Raw genomic sequence first — 15,184 nt, 5'->3', positions numbered from 1 at the left:
AATAATGTCGATCTATCTACCATAGTCACTTAATGCCAATCACTCATGGGGAGGCTCGAAGCGCTGCCCCCAAGAAAGCATAATAGCGTTAGTACTTACCAGATGCATTCTGCTTAACAGGAACTTCTGATCTGTAGTACTTCATATGCATATTTATCTAATTCATCTTCATTTGAATAAATATCAGGGTAAACTACCCTGTGCTCTTTTATCAATTTGAAAATCTTACACGTGGCTTTCTTGCTTTCACTATCTACAGACGGTAAGCACCCATCACTAGTCATGACAAATGTGTCAACTGACATTCACAGTATCTCTGAGTAACTGCTTAATTCCCTATGTCTGTTTCTACCAGCGTTCTATTACTACCTACTGAATTAAGATATTTATCTTTAAGGGTATACAAAGAAGCTATTTGTCACACTGTACAAAGGTACCCCTAAAGACACCTTGCAGCCGCACAATATATCAACATTCTCCTCGTTTTTACGATATATGCAAATCTGTATAAGTCAATCCAGTTACACACATTTTACAATGGATGTAACCATCCCCCCGAGGTATTAGCAACAGGCGGAGACGGTACAGGCTACATTTAAAATAGTTAAAGCAGGGAGATATTAGAATGCTCTTTTCGATCCATCGCTATACTGGAGGACCTCTTGAATTTTACTACTTGCGCTATACCACTCTCAACAATCCAGAGTAGGAAAAAGAAGCCATTGGCTAGGCTGCGAAATCAGTATCCAGCAGCCTTATAGGGACCAAAGTTCTTACGATAAACAAGTAACGTTCGCTTGTAGGCGCAAACCCATTCACCATGTTGATTTTGAGCGCGGGAATATATGCTAAGCAACCCCTGTTCAGGCCTTGATTTTGACTCCCTTTTGGAAAGTATCTCAGATTCGAAGTATAAAGTATCTCCCACATAAACTGGCTGCAACTCACAGTCACTCATCTCCAAGTTGGCTACAACCTTTCCAAACGTCCTAGTTGTATGCGCCATTGCGCTTAAAACAAATGTCTCCAATACTCGTTGCCTATCACCATAAACTCGACGCGCATATACCTTATCAGTGATAAACGGGCTGAGATCGAATGAGCGAAGTGCATAGTCGACACAGCTAGCTTCAGTGAAGGTTCGACCTGGACGATGCTCGAATATTTGCCCCACTTCAAAATCTTCAAAGTCTATTCCGACCGTTTCTATATAAACGTTATCTTCTACTTCCCGCAAAAAATTAAATGACTCTTTCATTGAGGTCACCTAAATATGGAAAATGGAAATTTAGTAGCCGTTCGCAGAGAAAGGCAGGTGATTGCGTTTGAAGATCAACATGTCACACTGTATTTCGCAAATAGTCTTCTTGTCTTGATTCTTTCCATATATAACAATTTCTACCAGTCCCGCGTCGTCATACTCACTACCTGCCTGGACTTCGAGAACCTTACTCTCAGAATACAAGGTATCACCGCCATAAGCTGGTGCCACCATGGAAATTTTTCTCCAACCAACAATTTTTTTCCGTCGATTGTAGGTCTTCCAGATCAAGCCCATTAGCTGTTGAACCGCTAAAGTAGTATCAATTAACGGCTTACCGAATTCAGTTTGGGCGGTGTAACACTCATCAAAATGCAGCATGGCTTGATTTAAGGTCTTGATGCACTCTTCCTTATTATCGTGCTGGCTAATGGTAACGCCGGGCCTATGATGAAAAACCTGCCCTACCTTAAAGTCTTCAAAATCGAGACCGTAACGCTCTCGATAGCGATTTTTACCGGTCTTTATATACGCAGGAAAATGATAGCGGGGCATAGAAACCTCTTGCCTTACCGTAAGGCTCCGGTGAGTTTGGCTCTGCTACAGTACGGTCACAATCCCTTCGAGGCCGCCACAGTTTTCAGTGCCCGCTCAACCACGGGCATATCCACCATCTGTCCATCAACTACAAGAACTCCACCATGATTTTCTTTATAAGCTTTCAGTACTCGCTGAGCATGAGAAAGCGCCTCACTAGAGGGTGCCAACCCTTGGTGAATCGGTTTAATTTGCTTTGGATGAATGGCTATTTTTCCAGAAAACCCCAGGGCGGAGACCCTCTGTGTTTCCTCAATTAGGCTTCTTTCATCATCCAGCTCCAAATAGGGACCATCTACAGCATCAATGCCTGCAAATGCGGCAGCCTGAACCAGCCGCCCCCTGCCATATAAAAGAGCATCCCAGCTCATATCTGACCCCACTGTTGCACTGTAATCAGCCGCGCCAAAGGCCAGGCAAACCACCTCCTCTACCTGGGCAATACTCAACGCATTCTCCAAACCTTTTGGGGATTCAATCAGGGCTATTATTCGAATCGTTTTATGGGAGGGGGCCATAACCTGGCAAAAACCAATCACTTCTTCTGCTGATTGAACCTTGGGAAGAATCACAACATCTGGCAGTTGCGGCAGATCTAGCAGCATCAACATATCCTTGATGCCGCAATCGCTGTCGAGCTGGTTGATTCTCAACGCGCGCTGAGTGGGAATAATATCCTTTCCTGTAAAGAAATTGACCACCTGCTCCCTTGCAGTATCTTTATCTTCCAGGGAAACGGCATTTTCCAAGTCCACACAGGCAATATCGGCTCCGCTGGCCATTGCTTTTTCATAGCGATCCGGCCGGGTCGCAGGGACAAACAGGACGCTACGGAAATACTTGCTTCTGTTAATGACACTACCCATCTAGCGGCGCCCTCTCAACAAATTGACAGATAGCCGGATATCCATTCCCGGTGCCCTTCTCTACAACTAGATTCCAAGCCAATCCTGTAGCTCACCCAAAAGACTAGCAACTCTGTATTAAATCGCGACACTCACCTTCAGTGAGCCCTGCCTGTCAGAGGGTCACTAAAATACGGGTGACCGGATATTCCCAATATCTACCAGCCAATCCCATCGAATTTACAACTCCTGCTCTATGCTGAGGAATACGGCGTATCTATATTTAGTGGATTATTCCGACATGTTACCTCTCTCAGGATTGCGGATTGTGGCGGTGGAACAATATGGTGCAGGCCCTTTTGGCACCTTATACCTGGCAAATCTTGGAGCGGAAATCATTAAAGTCGAAGATATCTCCCACGGGGGGGATGTAGGCCGTACCGTAGGCCCTTACTTCTTGGAAAATGAACCTGGGGATAATAGCAGCCTTTTTTTCCAGGCTTTCAATCACAACAAACGCAGTTTATCCCTCAACCTGTCCTCTCCCCAAGGGCAGGAAATCTTGCACAAATTAATTCTTAGTGCAGATGCACTGACCGACAATCTACGGGGAGACGTGCCGGCCAAGCTGGGGATTACTTACGAACAACTAGGGAACTTGAACCCCAAAATTGTTTGCGCCCATTTGACTGCCTACGGCCGCGATGGCGATAGAGCCAAGTGGCCGGGATATGATTACCCCGTGCAGGCAGAGGCAGGCTATTTCAAGCTAACTGGTGAACCTGACAGTCCACCTGCCCGGTGCGGCCTGTCCTTGGTGGATTTATCCACTGGGGTAGCTCTGGCACTGGCCGTTGTTTCCGGAGTACTCAATGCCAGGGAAACTGGCAAGGGACGAGATATCGATGTCAGCCTTTTTGATAACGCTTTATACAATTTAAGTTATGTGGCCATGTGGCAGTTAAATGCGGGGCACAACCAAAAGCGGGTGCCGCGATCAGCACACTTTTCCCTAAGCCCTTGTCAACTTTATAAGACAAAGGACGACTGGATTTACCTGATGTGCAATAAGGAAAAGTTCTGGAAATCCCTGTGTCAATGTATTGAACATCCGGAATTAGCTGACGCACCCAAGTTTGTAAATTTCAGGGAGCGCAGGAAAAACCAATCGGAGTTAACCGAAATACTGGATGAGATACTGTCAAAAAAAGATACCGTAGAGTGGCTAAAAATTTTAGCTGGCCAGGTGCCGGCAGCCCCGGTATATGATGTTGAGCAGGCGCTAACAAACCCCTTTGTTTCCGATACCGACCGCATCCAAACAATACCCGGTGATCACGGCAAGGATATTAAAATACTGGCACCGTCAATTCGCTGTGATGGAGAGATGGTTAATTTCAAGCGGGCACCTACCCTGGGAGAAGACACCAAGGATATCCTGGCTGAGCTTGGCTATTCCGGGGTTGAGATAGCCAAGCTCGCCAAATACGGCATCATTTGAAAGAACTATTGATCATCGAGAACCTGAAAATTCTCTGCCAATAATTGTGTCTGCAATTGTGACCACTGATCCTCAGGAAGTGAAACTGGCACAGTGACGTTACTGACATATTCCGCCTGCCCACAATTCCCCAGGTGACGCCCCACTAAAAAGCGCAGGCGGGCTTCCTGGGCAAAATCACAGCGAACCAAAACATGCATCAGGGGAACAAAGGGCTGCAATGGAATATCTTGCAGCGCGGCACCTACCGCACCACGATAGGCACGCATCAAGCCACCCACACCAAGCTTGGTGCCACCAAAATAGCGGGTCACTATAGCGCCCACATTGCCGACGCCCTGCTTCAGCAACAATTCCAGCATTGGCCGCCCCGCGCTACCACCGGGCTCGCCGTCGTCATCTGCTTGCATTACTTCCGGGTTGGAAGGATTGCCGATCACCAACGCGGTACAGTGGTGGCTTGCATCGGGATATTGAGCGCGGACAGTTTCCAGCTGCTGCTGAAAAGCCGCTTTATTCTCTACTGGCCCCAGCCAACAAATAAAACGGCTCTTCTTTTCTTCTGTCTCACTGACAACGGGAGATGAGGGAATCTGATAACTCACCGACAATATCGTCCCAGCGCTGGTTTTTTAATTTTTCGTACAAAGGCTGGAGCTTGGTCTGCCAGACTTTATTGTCGACAACGCCAACGTGTTTGCACCGAATAGTCCCTTCGGAATCCACCAGGAAAGTTTCCGGCGCACCGAAAACACCCAGATCCAGAGCCAAACGGCCATCTCTATCGGCGAGGCTATACAAGTAGGGATTGTGGAATTTCTCCAACCACTTGATTGCTGCCTCATCCTCATCTTTGAGGTTAACGCCAACGATCGGCACACCCTGCTCAGCCAGAGCATTCAAATAGGGGTGCTCTACCCGGCAAGCTACACACCAAGTGGCCCACACATTCATCAAATGCGGGCCATTGGGAAGATCTTTCTTCTCTACAATTTGGCTGTTATCCGCCACTTTTTGCAAAGAGAATTCCGGCACAGGTTTATTCAGCAGGGCCGATGGCATTTCCTGTGGGTTCAGGTAGAGGCCCCGCCAAAATAACAGGGCCAGCACGACAAATATTACCAGGGGCAAAAAGAGTTTGAGTCTAGACATTATCCTTTCCAACTATTACGCCGTAGCAACATTGCCTGTAACTTCTATATCTACAGGTTTAGCGGCTTTCGCTTTGCGATAGCGCTTATCCGCTACAGCAATAGCTCCACCAATCGCCATCAGAAGCGAGCCCAGCCAAATCCACACCACAAAGGCTTTGTACTGAAGTCGCACAGCCCAATCACCGCTTGGGTTAGACCTGTCCATCGGCTCACCGAGGGCCACATAAATATCGCGGAAGAGTCCGGTATCGATCGCCGCCTCTGTCATGGTGTTGCCACCAGACAGGTAATTGCGCTTCTGGGGATGCAGCTCTGCTACCGGCTTCCCGTCCTTGCTGACATGCAATACACCTTCAAAGGCCCGGTAATTAGGCCCCTGAACCATACGAACACCGTCAAATTTGAAGTCGTAACCGGAAACCTGGAAGCTGTCCCCAGCCCCCATACGCACATCTTCCTCAATGCTGTAAACGGTAGTTAGTACTACCCCCAACACCGAAACTGCCAGGCCGATATGTGCGATATGCATACCGTAGTAACTGGCTCTCTGACGCTTAAGGCCGGCAAAGAATGAGCTGGAGTTGCGGGTTTTAGCCACGATATCAGCGAGGCTGGAAGCAAAGACCCAGATACCAATGAAGATTCCGAGTGCCGCTCCCCAGTGGAAATCTCCCAGGGCCAGGGTCCACAGCAACGCAACTACCAACGAAGCGACAAATGGCAAACGCCATGCGCTCAGCAGTTTGTCCCAGCGGCTGTCTTTCCAGTTAGCGCGCACGCCCATACCCACCAACAGGCAGAGAACAACCATCAGTGGCACGAAGAAAAGATTAAAGAAGGGCGGCCCCACACTCACCTTGCCCCAGTTCATGGCGTCGGCCAGCAGCGGGTAAAGAGTACCGGTCAAAACCATGCCCATAATCAGCATCAACAGGATGTTATTGCCAAGCAGGAAGGTTTCCAAAGAGCGGAAAGAGAAAACACTGCGAGCGCTGACTGTCGGTGCGCGCAGGGCAAACAACAGCAGCGAAGTGCCGACAATTACAGCCAGGAAGCCCAGAATAAAGCTGCCTCGCAGTGGGTCAGTAGCAAATGCATGCACCGAGGTAATCACCCCTGAGCGCACCAGGAAGGTGCCGAGCAGGCTGAGACTGAAAGCGAAAATCGCCAGCAGGATAGTCCAGCTCTTAAACAGCCCACGCTTCTCAGTTACCGCCAAGGAGTGCATCAAGGCAGTCCCCACCAACCAAGGCATCAGGGATGCATTCTCAACCGGGTCCCAGAACCACCAGCCACCCCAGCCCAGCTCGTAATAAGCCCACCAGCTACCCAGGGCAATACCCAAAGTCAGGAAGCCCCAAGCCACAGCCGTCCAGGGTCTTGCCCAACGGGCCCACACCGCGTCCAACTGGCCACCGAGCAGTGCCGCAATGGCAAAAGCAAAGGCTACCGAGAAACCCACATACCCCATATAAAGCAAGGGCGGATGGAAAATCATACCCGGGTCCTGCAACAGGGGGTTCAGGTCAGAACCTTCCATCGGCGGGAATGGCAGGGTGCGATCAAATGGGTTGGAGGTAAGCAGAATAAACAGGAAAAACCCGATCAGTACAAAACCGAGTACGGATAAAACCCGCGCGGAAAGCTCCGGGGGCAGCTGCTTACCAAACAGCGCTACTGCCGCAGCCCAACCAGCCTGAATCAAAAGCCACAACAGGATGGAGCCCTCATGCCCACCCCATACGGCGGTAACCTTGTAATAAACCGGCAGGATACTGTTGGAGTTCTGTGCTACGTAATTAACCGTGAAATCACTTTGCACAAAAGAAGTGGTCAGGCAGGCAAAAGCGATCAGAACGAACGCAAAAATACCCAGAGCCAGCGGGCGCCCCGCATCCATCCACACAGGGCGTGATGAATAGCTACCGGCCATCGGCACTGTTGCGAGAGCAACCGAAAGCAGCAAGCCGACAATTAACGCAAAATGGCCCAGCTCAGGGATCATATTTTCGCTCCATCGGAACAACCTTCATGGGAAACCATGGTGTCGGCTACCTCAGGTGGCGTATAAGTTTCATCGTGCTTGGCCAGAACCTGGTCCGCACGCAGAACACCGCTTGGCATCAACTGGCCGGTAATCACTGCTGCTTCGCCTTCGGCAAATAGGTCCGGCAGGATTTTGTCGAAGACTACGGAGAGTTGAGCCTCGCCATCAGTAATCACAAACTGGACTTCCAGGCTATCAGTAGCTCGCTGCACACTGCCCGGGACAACACAGCCTCCCGCGCGAATCCGCTTTTCCATCGGGACTTCACCCGCTGCAAAGGCCTTGGGGGCATAGAAATAATCGATATTGCCGCGCATCGCATAGGCTACAAAACCTACTGCTGCACTGGACAATACCACCAGGACAAGTACGAGTATCAGGCGTTGCTTGCGTACAGGGTGCATTGTCTAAGTCCTACTCCATAACTATTTAATTCTGTTGCGCTGATAGGTTCTCCATCGCCCTATCCGCTGGAACCCGGCAAATTGAAATTAAGCCGGTTCCTCTGCTGTTTCTTTCTTTGTGGTTACTGTGCGCTCACTCACTGCCTGGCGGCGCCGCTGGGCAATTTTCTGCTGTCGCACCAGCTCTGCCTTCAGGCCACGGCGGGCAATGTAAGGGTAGAGAGCCATCCCCGCGAGACTCAGGAAAGTCACCGCGTAGGACACCCACACAAATACACCATGGCCGTCCATCGTTAGGAAATCAGCCAGGTTGGCAAATTGAAACTCCACTTTATCGACCTCCCGCCAGTTCTTCCTGTACCCACTTGGTGCGCATCTCGCGCTTGAGCAGCAGAGTGCGGGTGTGAGTCAGCAGGGTCCAGGCATACATACAGTAGAAACCGATAATCATGGTCAACAGCGGGTAGAACATACTCGGATCAATACTGCTGGATTCGGTCAGGCGAATGGTCGCGGGCTGGTGCAAGGTAAACCACCAGTCTACGGACTTGTAAATAATCGGGATATTCACGGTGCCCACCAGGGCCAGCAGCGCAGAAGCTTTGTCGGCGACTTGCTCCCGGTTCACTGCGTGGGTAAGTGCCATAACGCCGACATAGAGAAACAGGAGTATCAGCATTGAAGTAATGCGGGCATCCCATACCCAGTAAGCACCCCAGGTAGGTTTACCCCACACAGCACCGGTAAATAGCGAGACAAAGGTCAATACCGCACCGATCGGCGCGGCAGCGCGCATCACGGCAAAGGAGAGCTTCATCTTCCAGATCAAGCCGATAGCACCGCTGATCGCCATAATGTAGTAACCGGCCAGAGCCAGGAAGGCGGCGGGTACATGGATAAAGATAATGCGGTAACTATTGCCCTGCTTGGCATCTTCTGGGGCAAAACCCAGGCCCCAAACACTGCCTACAGCGAGCAATACAACACTAGCCAGCGCCAGCCATGGCAGCCAGGCTTCAGTTTTTTGATAGAACCAGCGGGGCGAACCCAGGCGGTGAAACCATTGCCAAGCCAAGAAAGACCTCCAAATCAATTATCCAGGCTAATACGTATTGCACCCGCAGCAGCGAGTGGCGCCAGTGCCGCAGCAGCCGCTAGGAGTGCTGCCAATATCGCCAGTTGGGCGCTGTAGGCATAGCCATCAATTGCCGCCTGTACTGCGCCGGTGCCGAAGATTAGCACGGGCACATACAGCGGCATAACAATTAGTGCCAAGAGCAAACCGGGGCGGCGCAAGGCAACAGTGAGTGCTGCACCAATGGCCCCGATCAAACTCAAACTCGCAGTTCCCAGCAATAGGGAAACCAGCAAACAAACATAACCATCCACGGGCAGATTCAGCATTAAGGCGAGCAGCGGCGACAGCAATGCCAGCGGCAAGCCTGTGGCAATCCAGTGCACCAGGGATTTTGCAAGAACCGCAAAGTAAAGCGGTTGTGGTAACAGGGTGAGCTGCTCCAGGGTGCCATCTTCGAAATCACCTTTAAAAAGGCTTTCCTGGGATAGCATTGTGGACAGTAGGGCCATTACCCAGATCATGCCCGGAGCCATCTTTGCCAGAAGTTCGGGCTCAGGTCCTACCCCTAACGGCAAAAGTGCTAAAACCGTCACAAAAAATAATAAGGGGTTGGCAATATCTGCTCGTTTTCTCAACGCCAAGAGCATTTCAATCCGGAACAGCGCCATAAAACCGGGGCCACTGCGCACTTCGCTCACCGGCGTTTGGACATCAACTGTCGACATGCTCTCCCCCAAAATCCTCAAAAGGCTCAGAGACTGAATAGTCAGACAAATTAACCTCACTGAGTCCGGCTAATGACAGAGGTTGGTGCGAGGTCAGCAGAATTGAACCACCGCTATAAAGATGGACCGCCATTTGCTCTTCCAATGCAGCAACACCCACAACGTCGAGGGCGGTCAGTGGCTCATCGAGTATCCACAATCGAGGGGAATCAGGTAGAAATAATCGCGCTAGGGCAACACGGCGATTTTGGCCGGCGGAAAGGGAGTGGCACAAGCTGTCCTCAAAGCCGGTCAGGTCGACTTTATCGAGCGCATTAAGCGCGTCCTCATGGTCAGCACCATACCAGGTGAGGTTTTCCAGCGGAGTCAGGCCACTGCGCACTCCGCCCCTGTGCCCGATATATAGTAAGGACTCACGCATCGCCGAGAGCGATTGCGGGTAGGCGGTATCACACCAAAGGATCTCTCCAGTGAAATCACTGCTACTGCCAATCAAAGTGCGCAGCAAGGTCGTTTTACCCGCGCCATTACTGCCTTTGATTTGAATTGCAGCGCCGGCTTGAAGAGAAAACTGAAGGCCCTCAAACAAGCGCCGACCATCCCTTTCGCAGGCGAGATCTCTCACTTGCAGCACAACTTGGGACTTAGGGGTCACAGACATTCCAGGATAAAACCGCTCTGACAAATCTGAACGGCATTATACCGGCACCAGCGCTAATTGCATTGTCTCAGCGAGCAACATTTTAGCAACCCTTGATCTTTCGCAAGAATGCCCACTGATTCACACTGAAAAGCGCTATTTAAATTGGCACTGAATTGTAGTTTTGGTATTTTCACACCGTCGTGAGATTCAGTACCTGTTTCTCGCTGTACCCTCAAGGAAGTGGGTAATCTCAGAAGTCGACATAAAGCTGGACCCCCAAAAGGGCCAATTCTTCTGCTCGTAAGGATGCGTGTCTATGAACAATCTCGCCACCCATATCGATCCCTGGCTCGACGCTACTACTTTAATTGGCCAGGAAAGCCAGATTCACCAACAGCCATTTCCTTTCTTCGTTGCCAAGAACTTGCTGGCCGAGAACCTGATGGCATCCTTTATCAAAGACTTCCCAAAGCTTAAAGGGGCCGGTTACCTTCCCTACGATAGAAGCAGTTGTGGCACCACAATAAATGAACTGATTGAACAGTTTAGGGCTCCGGAATTTGCAGATGCCATTGGCAACAACCTGGGTATTGAGAATCTTTCTCAATACCCAACCTATGTTTCCATTAGCCGTACACTCAAGAAACGCCACGGCCGCATCCATACCGACGGACAGTCAAAAATTGCTACCGCCCTGCTCTACTTGAACCCGGAGTGGTCCTTGGACGGCACAGGCTGCCTGCGTTTCTTAAAAAGCGGCGATAACTTTGAAGATACCGCAGCCCCAGAGGTAAAACCTTCTTACGGTACCCTGGCCGCATTTAAGCGAGCCGATAACTCGTTCCACGGACACTTGCCTTTCGAAGGTAAAAGATTGGTTATCCAGGTAGCCTGGTTAGTCAGCGATGCTGACAAAAACAGAAAGGCCAAGCGCGGCAAGTTAGCTTCAAAACTCAAGCGTCTGCTGGGTTGGTTTGGAGGCAACTCTGCAGCCACACAAAATATGTAGCTACAGCCAACTCAATACCTACGATAGAGCCCGCATCCCTTACGGGCTCTGTGCCTACACACCTTCTTCCCTATCTCCATAGCACCCATTGCAAAAATAATAAACCTAACAACTTTAATTAGTGAAAATACAATACGGGGAAACAGAGCCCAACGGTTTAAAAGCACAGAGAAAAGCCAGGGGAAAATAGAAGTGACTTGGGCAGGAAAGGCAAATTTTCAATAAAATCTATTAACTACGCAGAGTACAGTTTAAGCAATCCCATTTTTAGATTACTTTAATTTATTATCTGCACCCTGCATAGCTGGCCGTAGCCGTTAAAGTTTCAGCATATTTCGTTAGTCGAAATCATAATCCATTAATTCACGCCTTAAACGCTTTTCCTCCAATTTGTCTTCTACCATTCGACGTGCGTCGCGTGGTGGCTGAGAGGTAGCTTCCTTCAGCACTTCAGTTGCAATTTGTGGAATACCCACATTATCAAAATCTAGGCGTCTTTCGTTAACGTGGCCGCTCATACGAAACTCCATAATCTTGATTAGAGAAAGCAGAAATATCCTTATCGCACCAAGGGTGCAATTGCAGGTTATCCAGCTCAATCAATCGTGGTCAAGCAATAATTTATCAAGTGGAAATGCGGCTTTTACGTCAAAACTTTCCAACTGATCCCCGAACAAAGCTATCCGCAAAAACCTCCATTTCGAAGTCAAAGTAGCGAAGAAAAAAGACAGATTTATGAAGGTTTTTCGAAAATTTTAAGAAAAGGGAACGACGGGAATAGCAGTAACCGAGTGGCGCCAATGTTACCCTCAGTGACACAGCAACTTGGTACGATTGGATGGAAGGTGAGTTAATGGTGAAAAGCATGACATGACACAGGGCTTTCCACAGGCTAGAATAGCGCCGCTCTTCAACAGTGCTGACACCCGCCCCCGTCGGTTAACAGGATAAACCACGGACCTCCTAAGTCCGGACTGGTGGTTCGAGTCCACCCGGGGGCGCCATACATATCAAGGCAAATTAGCAAACGACTGCCTTTGCCGAATGCATAAACAACGCCAGGAATAACCCAGCCAACAGCACCCCACCCCAGAAGAGCCTGGTAGAACGGCTAATTGTTCTCCCGCGCCTGGCTTCGTTTCTTACAGTCTTTCCCATATCACAAATCCATTTGCCTACTTTTCGTCCATTCACCATAAATACTAACCGAAACCATTTCGCTGGTGAATCTCCATCTCAGGATAGACAAAGCCCGGCACAAGCCGGGCCCAGAACAATAGCAATGCAAGTATTGACGAACAGCGCCTACTGGTTAGTCCCGTTTGTGCCACTGCCACCATTACTATTGTTCATCTGAGTGCCATCCTGCATTTTTTTCTGCATCTTCATCATCTGCTTTTCAGCTTTGTCCTTCTTGTGGTGCATCCCCACCTTGTGCCACTCATCTTTGAACTTAGCCCAGAAAGATTCTTTTGGCGCTTTGGTGCAGGCGGTAATCACCATCGGCGTCACTTTTTCTGTGCCTTCAATATCCAGCATATCCCCCTCTTCCGTGCCTTTCTTGGCGTAGGCGGCAGCCCAATAAACTGCTTTAGGCTTAAACTCGTCGTCGATAGCCAGGAAATCCGCACAGGTCCAGTCTTTCGCCGGCTTCTTGGGATGGTTATCCGCGAAGGCAGCAGAAGCAGCAAGACTGGCAATTACCAAAGGAAGAATGAACTGCTTACTTTTCACAATTAGATCTCCAAAATATCCAGGGTTATCACCCCGTGAATCAATTGCAGGTAATGTGCAATCCGCTCGCTACCCACGGGCCGGGGAGGACTGGCCAGCAAGTCACTAAAATGACTGCGACAAACAGCGAGGCAAGGAATTGCCCCGGATTCACCAGCCTTACGACAGCGGAAACGCAAGCCAAGACACTGAATCAACGAATACTTGGCCCATTGAAAGGATAGACGCATTTTTCATTTTTTGGGGAAAATCAAAAACACTTTCTTACCCACTTGCATACAAGCTTTATTGTCCAGACGCATTCCATGTGAAGAAGCAGGCTTTACCTATATACACCTTTAGCTATTAGCGCTCGGAATAGAGTTTGCTGCCTCCCATTTTTGACTGTGCCTACCCAGCCTTAGCAAAGAGAAACCTAACCAAATAAACCAGACTATTTGGGAAATTCCGAATATTTCTGTAAAGATATCGTCCGGATAGATAGTCGCAATTCCCGCCACTCCCACTAGCACACCGATAAAATTTAATGGACGGGAAAAAAGCCCAGCTTGCAATGCAGCAATGCTAATTAACAGAACCCAAAGTCCACCCACCAACTCATTGCCACCACCAAGACTTTCAACCATCAAGTATATTATTCCCCAGGTATCGAAAGCCTTCTGAACACTGACCTCCATATGCCCCAAAGCATAGGCGAGCCCTATATTTGCGATCATACCACTCGCTATGACCAGGCCCACCCAGACTGCTCCGAACAAGGATGCCAATGCAGCAATCTCCCTCCTCTTACTTTTTAGCTTTTCATATAAGCTAACTACCACACAGCCCAGCAAGATCGCAAAGACCAAGTACATTAGGGTATAGGCAATATTAAAAATCTGTTGATTTTCTGCCAAGAACGTCATTTTTTCTATGGAGCTCCCATCCGATGGAAAAGACCAAAAAGCACCAAAGAATACAAACGCACTAATATAAATTAACCCCATGCCAAACGCCGAGATACCAGCAACTCTATCCATAGCTCTCCCCTATCATCTTTTAACTCAATTCAATGCCCGTAAATATCGCTTCAATTATGTAACCCAAGAAAGCCAAATTCGTAACACCCCACCCTATCTAAGCGGCAAGTAATCGCAGAAATGAATATTCAGCAACAGAAGAAAACCACAGTGCTTTAACTGAAGTGTACATTAATGCCATTTCTGACTAGCGTTCATACCAGGACCTGTAGGTTAGGTGGATAGCTAAATATCACTATTGTTAACTAACCCGAAGGAGATAATAGGATGGGGAGCAAGGAGTGAAGGATCTAAATAATCCGGAGATCAGTGATTTCCATCAGGAGCCGATTTACTTAAAAATCAGCTCAATGTCAGCTCTAACGATAGAGTGTCGTATTCAGTCGCCAAGCCGATACTTACGGACCACAACCTCAAACTGACGAATATAAATGGCTTGGGCTGGCTTATAGGGCGGCAGCCACTGATCGGGCCCTTTATCTCCCTTACTGCGATTGTGGCCATCATCAACCAGCCACAAATTTGCAGGGTCTTCTGCAAAAGCTCTGCGCTGCTCCCGGCTCCAGCTAGCACCACCGTACTTATGAGCCCAAGATAGCGGTACTATATGCTCCACATCCAGATCCGAAGCTTTTTCAAAAAACTGTCCCGTATAGGGGTCCATCCAAAGGCCTGTAACCACTGTACAGCTCTTCTCATTGCTGAAGGCAACAGGAGCCAAAGAGAGACGGATCAATAGCTCCTGGCGAGTATTCTGGCAATCACCATCGATATCAGACCACCGTGGCAACCACTCACTGCGATCATAAGATTGAGGGGTTACTTCATAACACCCGCTGAGGGTCAGCATGGACACTATTAATAAAGACTTGAGTCGCATAAAGCTAAACTGCGGCTAATTACTGCTGGGGGAGCATTTTGATTGTAGTTTAAGGGCGCGTCAACAAGCACTTTTCTTAACACAAAATTTATTCGAGGATATAAATAATAATCGAACCTGACAGAGATACGGGTTATTTAGCATGTGCAAACCTGTAGTAGTAAAAATATACAAATAGCGACAATTTATCGATACTGTATATACTTAAATCAATAAAATTCGTTAGCAGAACAATTCAATACATCTCAGCAACAATAGGGAAATGCATGAAAACAATAACAACTTTA

Annotated in this window: 18 protein-coding genes and 1 tRNA gene; 3 read left to right on the top strand and 16 right to left on the bottom strand. The window is 48.9% G+C overall.

Features of this window, described 5'->3' with window-relative positions; genetic code table 11:
- Window positions 1–739: 739 nt before the first annotated feature.
- Genes ACJJI1_RS15705 through ACJJI1_RS15695 form a run of 3 tightly spaced genes read right to left on the bottom strand, consistent with a single transcriptional unit; the run spans window position 740 to window position 2,724 of the window.
- The gene (locus tag ACJJI1_RS15705) at window positions 740–1,258 is read right to left on the bottom strand and encodes a MaoC family dehydratase (protein ID WP_413665113.1); all 519 of its coding nucleotides are present in this window, start codon (window positions 1,256–1,258) and stop codon (window positions 740–742) included.
- A 30-nt stretch (window positions 1,259–1,288) separates the two neighbouring features.
- The gene (locus tag ACJJI1_RS15700) at window positions 1,289–1,816 is read right to left on the bottom strand and encodes a MaoC family dehydratase (protein ID WP_444957232.1); all 528 of its coding nucleotides are present in this window, start codon (window positions 1,814–1,816) and stop codon (window positions 1,289–1,291) included.
- Window positions 1,817–1,872: 56 nt separating this feature from the next.
- Window positions 1,873–2,724 carry an HpcH/HpaI aldolase/citrate lyase family protein gene (locus tag ACJJI1_RS15695; RefSeq protein WP_444927336.1) on the bottom strand — a complete coding sequence of 284 codons (852 nt, stop codon included), beginning with the start codon at window positions 2,722–2,724 and terminating at the stop codon, window positions 1,873–1,875.
- A 280-nt stretch (window positions 2,725–3,004) separates the two neighbouring features.
- Here ACJJI1_RS15695 and ACJJI1_RS15690 point away from each other — a divergent pair, with 280 nt between their 5' ends.
- Window positions 3,005–4,204 (top strand): CaiB/BaiF CoA transferase family protein, encoded by a 1,200-nt coding sequence (locus tag ACJJI1_RS15690; RefSeq protein ID WP_444957231.1) that lies wholly within the window; start codon window positions 3,005–3,007, stop codon window positions 4,202–4,204.
- 5 nt (window positions 4,205–4,209) lie between these two features.
- Here the strand turns inward: ACJJI1_RS15690 and ACJJI1_RS15685 are convergent, their stop codons facing one another.
- From ACJJI1_RS15685 to ccmA, 8 genes are all read right to left on the bottom strand, one after another.
- On the bottom strand, window positions 4,210–4,809 hold the full coding sequence (locus ACJJI1_RS15685; protein WP_444957230.1) for an IMPACT family protein: 600 nt from the start codon (window positions 4,807–4,809) through the stop codon (window positions 4,210–4,212).
- Window positions 4,772–5,356: a DsbE family thiol:disulfide interchange protein gene (locus ACJJI1_RS15680; RefSeq protein ID WP_444896644.1), complete on the bottom strand. Its 585-nt coding sequence runs from the start codon at window positions 5,354–5,356 to the stop codon at window positions 4,772–4,774. Before ACJJI1_RS15680 ends, ACJJI1_RS15685 begins: the two co-directional genes overlap by 38 nt.
- 15 nt (window positions 5,357–5,371) lie before the next feature.
- Entirely contained in the window at window positions 5,372–7,363 is a 1,992-nt protein-coding gene (locus tag ACJJI1_RS15675; protein WP_444957229.1) for a heme lyase CcmF/NrfE family subunit, read from the bottom strand.
- Window positions 7,360–7,809 (bottom strand): cytochrome c maturation protein CcmE, encoded by a 450-nt coding sequence (locus tag ACJJI1_RS15670; RefSeq protein ID WP_413665106.1) that lies wholly within the window; start codon window positions 7,807–7,809, stop codon window positions 7,360–7,362. The genes ACJJI1_RS15675 and ACJJI1_RS15670 overlap by 4 nt, the downstream gene beginning before the upstream one ends.
- A gap of 87 nt (window positions 7,810–7,896) precedes the next feature.
- Window positions 7,897–8,139 carry a heme exporter protein CcmD gene (gene ccmD, locus ACJJI1_RS15665; RefSeq protein ID WP_444912610.1) on the bottom strand — a complete coding sequence of 81 codons (243 nt, stop codon included), beginning with the start codon at window positions 8,137–8,139 and terminating at the stop codon, window positions 7,897–7,899.
- Between the two features lies 1 nt (window position 8,140).
- Window positions 8,141–8,884 (bottom strand): heme ABC transporter permease, encoded by a 744-nt coding sequence (locus ACJJI1_RS15660; protein ID WP_282933518.1) that lies wholly within the window; start codon window positions 8,882–8,884, stop codon window positions 8,141–8,143.
- 14 nt (window positions 8,885–8,898) lie between these two features.
- A complete protein-coding gene (gene ccmB, locus ACJJI1_RS15655) occupies window positions 8,899–9,612 on the bottom strand; it encodes a heme exporter protein CcmB (RefSeq protein ID WP_282933519.1) in 714 nt (237 codons plus the stop codon).
- Window positions 9,599–10,273: a cytochrome c biogenesis heme-transporting ATPase CcmA gene (gene ccmA / locus ACJJI1_RS15650; protein WP_413665104.1), complete on the bottom strand. Its 675-nt coding sequence runs from the start codon at window positions 10,271–10,273 to the stop codon at window positions 9,599–9,601. The genes ccmB and ccmA overlap by 14 nt, the downstream gene beginning before the upstream one ends.
- A gap of 298 nt (window positions 10,274–10,571) precedes the next feature.
- On the opposite strand from ccmA, the gene ACJJI1_RS15645 reads away from it, so the two are divergent.
- On the top strand, window positions 10,572–11,264 hold the full coding sequence (locus ACJJI1_RS15645; RefSeq protein ID WP_413665103.1) for a 2OG-Fe(II) oxygenase: 693 nt from the start codon (window positions 10,572–10,574) through the stop codon (window positions 11,262–11,264).
- 338 nt (window positions 11,265–11,602) lie between these two features.
- Here ACJJI1_RS15645 and ACJJI1_RS15640 read toward each other — a convergent pair whose 3' ends face one another.
- Window positions 11,603–11,782, bottom strand: coding sequence for a PA3496 family putative envelope integrity protein (locus ACJJI1_RS15640; RefSeq protein WP_108735213.1), 180 nt, complete (start codon window positions 11,780–11,782; stop codon window positions 11,603–11,605).
- Window positions 11,783–12,192: 410 nt separating this feature from the next.
- On the opposite strand from ACJJI1_RS15640, the gene ACJJI1_RS15635 reads away from it, so the two are divergent.
- Window positions 12,193–12,268 (top strand) — tRNA-Arg (locus ACJJI1_RS15635).
- A gap of 301 nt (window positions 12,269–12,569) precedes the next feature.
- Here ACJJI1_RS15635 and hdeA read toward each other — a convergent pair.
- The 4 genes from hdeA to ACJJI1_RS15615 form a co-directional block, all read right to left on the bottom strand.
- Window positions 12,570–12,998, bottom strand: a complete 429-nt coding sequence (gene hdeA / locus ACJJI1_RS15630) for an acid-activated periplasmic chaperone HdeA (protein ID WP_282933522.1) — start codon at window positions 12,996–12,998, stop codon at window positions 12,570–12,572.
- A gap of 2 nt (window positions 12,999–13,000) precedes the next feature.
- Window positions 13,001–13,228: a hypothetical protein gene (locus ACJJI1_RS15625; RefSeq protein WP_413665102.1), complete on the bottom strand. Its 228-nt coding sequence runs from the start codon at window positions 13,226–13,228 to the stop codon at window positions 13,001–13,003.
- Between the two features lie 108 nt (window positions 13,229–13,336).
- Window positions 13,337–14,017 carry a hypothetical protein gene (locus ACJJI1_RS15620; RefSeq protein WP_413665101.1) on the bottom strand — a complete coding sequence of 227 codons (681 nt, stop codon included), beginning with the start codon at window positions 14,015–14,017 and terminating at the stop codon, window positions 13,337–13,339.
- Window positions 14,018–14,396: 379 nt separating this feature from the next.
- The gene (locus tag ACJJI1_RS15615; protein WP_444957228.1) at window positions 14,397–14,897 is read right to left on the bottom strand and encodes an HNH endonuclease family protein; all 501 of its coding nucleotides are present in this window, start codon (window positions 14,895–14,897) and stop codon (window positions 14,397–14,399) included.
- Window positions 14,898–15,184 lie beyond the last annotated feature (287 nt).

This window comes from Microbulbifer maximicatervae (SeqCode) (assembly GCF_052467065.1).
The sequence above is the reverse complement of the archived record's forward strand: the minus strand, read 5'-3'. Positions and strand labels throughout refer to the sequence as shown.

Bases quoted from the DNA above. Each gene is read 5' to 3' on its own strand.
- ACJJI1_RS15705 (WP_413665113.1), bottom strand. From the start codon at position 1,258: ATGAAAGAGTCATTTAATTTTTTGCGGGAAGTAGAAGATAACGTTTAT.
- ACJJI1_RS15700 (WP_444957232.1), bottom strand. From the start codon at position 1,816: ATGCCCCGCTATCATTTTCCTGCGTATATAAAGACCGGTAAAAATCGC.
- ACJJI1_RS15695 (WP_444927336.1), bottom strand. From the start codon at position 2,724: ATGGGTAGTGTCATTAACAGAAGCAAGTATTTCCGTAGCGTCCTGTTT.
- ACJJI1_RS15690 (WP_444957231.1), top strand. From the start codon at position 3,005: ATGTTACCTCTCTCAGGATTGCGGATTGTGGCGGTGGAACAATATGGT.
- ACJJI1_RS15680 (WP_444896644.1), bottom strand. From the start codon at position 5,356: ATGTCTAGACTCAAACTCTTTTTGCCCCTGGTAATATTTGTCGTGCTG.
- ACJJI1_RS15675 (WP_444957229.1), bottom strand. From the start codon at position 7,363: ATGATCCCTGAGCTGGGCCATTTTGCGTTAATTGTCGGCTTGCTGCTT.
- ACJJI1_RS15670 (WP_413665106.1), bottom strand. From the start codon at position 7,809: ATGCACCCTGTACGCAAGCAACGCCTGATACTCGTACTTGTCCTGGTG.
- ccmB (WP_282933519.1), bottom strand. From the start codon at position 9,612: ATGTCGACAGTTGATGTCCAAACGCCGGTGAGCGAAGTGCGCAGTGGC.
- ccmA (WP_413665104.1), bottom strand. From the start codon at position 10,273: ATGTCTGTGACCCCTAAGTCCCAAGTTGTGCTGCAAGTGAGAGATCTC.
- ACJJI1_RS15645 (WP_413665103.1), top strand. From the start codon at position 10,572: ATGAACAATCTCGCCACCCATATCGATCCCTGGCTCGACGCTACTACT.
- ACJJI1_RS15640 (WP_108735213.1), bottom strand. From the start codon at position 11,782: ATGAGCGGCCACGTTAACGAAAGACGCCTAGATTTTGATAATGTGGGT.
- ACJJI1_RS15625 (WP_413665102.1), bottom strand. From the start codon at position 13,228: ATGCGTCTATCCTTTCAATGGGCCAAGTATTCGTTGATTCAGTGTCTT.
- ACJJI1_RS15620 (WP_413665101.1), bottom strand. From the start codon at position 14,017: ATGGATAGAGTTGCTGGTATCTCGGCGTTTGGCATGGGGTTAATTTAT.
- ACJJI1_RS15615 (WP_444957228.1), bottom strand. From the start codon at position 14,897: ATGCGACTCAAGTCTTTATTAATAGTGTCCATGCTGACCCTCAGCGGG.